Here is a 3,426-nt window from a genome sequence, read left to right as displayed (position 1 = left end):
GCAGCCGCTGACCAACAGATAGATGATCGCCGCGAACAGCGTCTCATCAGACGTGTCCTGCGTCCCGCCGCCCTGCGGCCCGCACCTTCGACGGCGGGATCAGCGGCTCCGCAATCTCCCACAGCCCGTGGGATCAGCGGATCAGACCGCCGAGCCGGCCTTCCAGTCGGCCCAGCTCAGGTTCCAGCCGTTGAGGCCGTTGTCGGGCTGGATCGTCTTGTCCTTGGAGTTATTGACGACCACGACGTCGCCGACGATTGAGTTGTCGTAGAACCAGGCCGCGGGCTGCTTCGGGTCCCCGGCGCCCTTGACGTCGTTCAGGCCGACACAGCCGTGGCTGGTGTTGACACTGCCGAAGATCGAGTCGGCGCCCCAGTAGTTGCCGTGGATGAACGTGCCGGAGGTGGACAGCCGCATGGCGTGCGGGACGTCCTTGATGTCGTACTCGCCCTTGCCGTCGTCGTCCGTGAAACCAACGGTCGCACCGTTCATCCGGGTCTCCTTGAACTTCTCCGAGATGACCATTCGACCGTTGTAGGTCGGGTTCTCAGACGAGCCGGCGGAGATCGGGATGGTCTTGATCGTCTTGCCGTCCTGAGTGACCGTCATGGTCTTAGCGGAGGCGTCGACGGTGGAGACCTGATTGCGGCCGATGGTGAAGGACACCGTCTTCTGCTGGACGCCGAAGACGCCGTCGGCACCTTCCACACCGTCCAGGTTCAGCTTCAGCGTAACGGTCGAGCCCTCCTGCCAGTAGTCGTCCGGGCGGAAATCGAGCCGCTGGGAGTTGAACCAGTGGCCGACGACCTCCTGGCCGCTGCTGGAGGAGACGGTGATACCGGCCTGCACGGCCTTGCGGTCCGTGATCGCCTTGTTGAAGTTGATCGAGACCGGCATGCCGACGCCGACGGTTGAGCCGTCTTCGGGCGTGAAGTTGCCGATGAAGCTATTGTCGGGCGAGACCGTGGTGAACGAGGAGCTCTCGTGCGCCTCGCGGCCCTTCGCATCCTTGACGGAGGCCGAGATCTTGTAGACCGTCGCGCGCTCCAGCTGCCCGTTCGGCGCCCAGCTCTTGCCGTCGCCGGTGGTCATGGTGATTTTGGTGAGCGTACCCTTGCTGACGGTGACCTTGGCGTCGTTGTTGATGCCCGCGTTGGTCGCGCCGCTCTTGGGCGAGATGATTATTCGGGCGTCCGAGGCGGCCTTGGCCGCCGCCTCGTCCACCTGCCCCTGGGACTTCTTCGAGCTCGCGGCGGCAAGGCCGTCGGCATCGGCGCTGCTGCAGCCCGTGAGTACTAGTGCGCTGCCGAGCAGAGCGGACACGGTCAGACGTCCACGCCGCTTGCTGTCCATTATCACACGCTTCTCCATCGTCACCGATTCACCTGCGATTTCTTATCCAGAAAAGCCAAAAAAGCCCCGCCAGGTTCCAGCCCTGGCGGATTTTGTGGGCAACACCACTGATCGACGCACCAGGTCCTACAGGGGGTCCCTCGTGTCGCTGAGCGTGTGACTCGATATGGGCTTCCGTTCGTCGGGGCACGATCCGCTCAGAGTCCTTGAAACCGCCGATTGCCGTGTCCAGCACCGCGCGCGCCGAACACTCCGCCACTGCGACCACCAGCGCCTGCGAATATCCCATCGGGCTCCGCTGCGAGCTCTCGTCGGCGTACACGTGAACGCCCCACCCGCGTAAGGATGACAAGGGACAGTTGATGTGGTGAGACCTGCTGCTCGGCACTCTGCTGCTTGGTCGGTGAGAGGCGGCGGAAGGCGGTCGACGGCGGTCCTGGATCCGCATCGATAGTTGGAGTTGGCGTTTCGGAATCTGTTGGAATCCGGGGCGATCAGCCTGTCGGAGGTGGCTCGGGAGACGGGCTGGACCGGAAGGCGGTCCGCAAGTACCTGTCGGCACCGGGTCCGGCGACCCTGCCGCGCCGGTCGCCGAACGGGCGGCCGAAGGCGAGGGGATCGACGAGTTTGCGCGTCTGGTCGACTCGATGCTGCCGGCGGAGATCCTGATGAAGGCCGCGGTGATCCACGAGCGGCTGGCCGCGGAGTACGGATTCACTGGCAACTATCAGCGCGTCAAGCTCTACGTTCAGGAAGCCCGGCCCCGCATCGCCGAGGAACTCGGCATCACCCTGAAGGAACTCGCCGGCATGCACCGCCGGTTCGAGGTCATCCCCGGCGCCCAGGCCCAGGTCGACTTGGGCGACGAGGGCAAGATTCTCCCCCACATGGGCATCCCGAAGGTCTACTCCTTCCACATGACGCTGTCGTACTCGCGCGGGGGTTGGCCCTGAGCCGGCGCGACGGTTGGACATCGCTCGCCGTCACTCCGGCTGCCACGTACGGCGGGCGCCTCTCTGTTCTCAATCAGAGGAGAGCTTCCATGCCACGATTCACTCCCTCGACACTGGGCCCCTTCAGCCCCCACCACATTCAGACCAACGACCCAGGTCAGCCATCTCACCGCTAATCACGCACGAACTCGTAAGCCATGGACGTTGAGCATTCCGGACTGCGAGGAGGGCCGCTGGGTGCTCGTCTCGGTCAGGGGCGGAGGCGGTCGGGGTCGTTCAAGGAGCGGTGCGGTCAGGAACTCGGCGACAGCGGACAGGGCTGTATGCGCCGATGGCATGTCGTCATGGTGACGCACACTCGACGAGTACAAGCTGCTGGGAGCGGTATTTCGGCACGTGGATAGGTGATCGGTGGAGCGGGCGCGCTCCTGCGGAGCGAGTGTTGTTCGGCGGGGCCTGATCAGAGGATTCGCGCTGACACCACGCGCAGGATGAAGAGTTCGCCTGATCTGCCCATGCCGCTTTGCGGGCGCTGGATTGCGCCGTATTAACAGGCGCTCACACATGGCCGGATAGGGGGCTGGGGTCACTGGACCTCACGTGCTGTGATGTGGTGTGCACGGAACGCATGCACGTTTCAACAAGTATCGGAGGTGGGTTAATGCGATGCAGAGCCACCGTCGTGGCGGCAATTGCGGCCACATTTGCAGCGGCCGGCTTGGTGTCAGGCACTGCGCAGGCGGCCCAGAGCAGTCAGTCGGCGGCCTCGTGCGGTTCAGGGTGGTCGTTCGCCCCCGAGTGGGGAGCCTCGGCCGGTCACCCCTGCTGGAACCCCGCTCACGTCAATGGTTGGGTTGCCGACCGCAAGAAGGACGGGCGGTGCGTGTTCATGCGCTTCGACTGGTACCGCAACGGCCACATGGTCGACTCCAAAGACACGCCTGTCGTCTGTGACCATGAGCCGCGCCAGGTATTCAACCTCAAGTCCGCCGATCCGTACGCCACTTGGGTGAGCTGGCGACTTCAGTACGTCTGAGCAGCACCTTTGATCGGCGCAGGGACGGCTTGGAGCAGGGCGGTGGGGGGGGGTGGGGGGCCCCCGGGGGGGGGGGGTAGTGTT

The 3,426-nt window shown here is 64.6% G+C and carries 2 protein-coding genes and 2 pseudogenes; 2 read left to right on the top strand and 2 right to left on the bottom strand.

The window, feature by feature from the left end:
• Both ABZ070_RS36270 and ABZ070_RS36265 read right to left on the bottom strand, forming a co-directional pair.
• Positions 1-124: pseudogene (locus tag ABZ070_RS36270) on the bottom strand (IS5/IS1182 family transposase); the annotation flags it as partial.
• A 17-nt stretch (positions 125-141) separates the two neighbouring features.
• Positions 142-1,371: an Ig-like domain-containing protein gene (locus tag ABZ070_RS36265; RefSeq protein WP_356640335.1), complete on the bottom strand. Its 1,230-nt coding sequence runs from the start codon at positions 1,369-1,371 to the stop codon at positions 142-144.
• A gap of 436 nt (positions 1,372-1,807) precedes the next feature.
• Here ABZ070_RS36265 and ABZ070_RS36260 point away from each other — a divergent pair.
• Both ABZ070_RS36260 and ABZ070_RS36255 read left to right on the top strand, forming a co-directional pair.
• Positions 1,808-2,291 (top strand): annotated as a pseudogene (locus tag ABZ070_RS36260) (IS21 family transposase); the annotation flags it as partial.
• A gap of 697 nt (positions 2,292-2,988) precedes the next feature.
• Positions 2,989-3,342, top strand: coding sequence for a hypothetical protein (locus tag ABZ070_RS36255; protein WP_356640334.1), 354 nt, complete (start codon positions 2,989-2,991; stop codon positions 3,340-3,342).
• Positions 3,343-3,426 lie beyond the last annotated feature (84 nt).

Source organism: Streptomyces sp. NPDC006283, assembly GCF_040613325.1.
Lineage (GTDB): Bacteria > Actinomycetota > Actinomycetes > Streptomycetales > Streptomycetaceae > Streptomyces.
The sequence above is the reverse complement of the archived record's forward strand: the minus strand, read 5'-3'. Positions and strand labels throughout refer to the sequence as shown.

What these genes read in the sequence shown, in the direction of transcription:
- ABZ070_RS36265 (WP_356640335.1), bottom strand. Translation starts at nt 1,371, where the DNA reads ATGGAGAAGCGTGTGATAATGGACAGCAAGCGGCGTGGACGTCTGACC.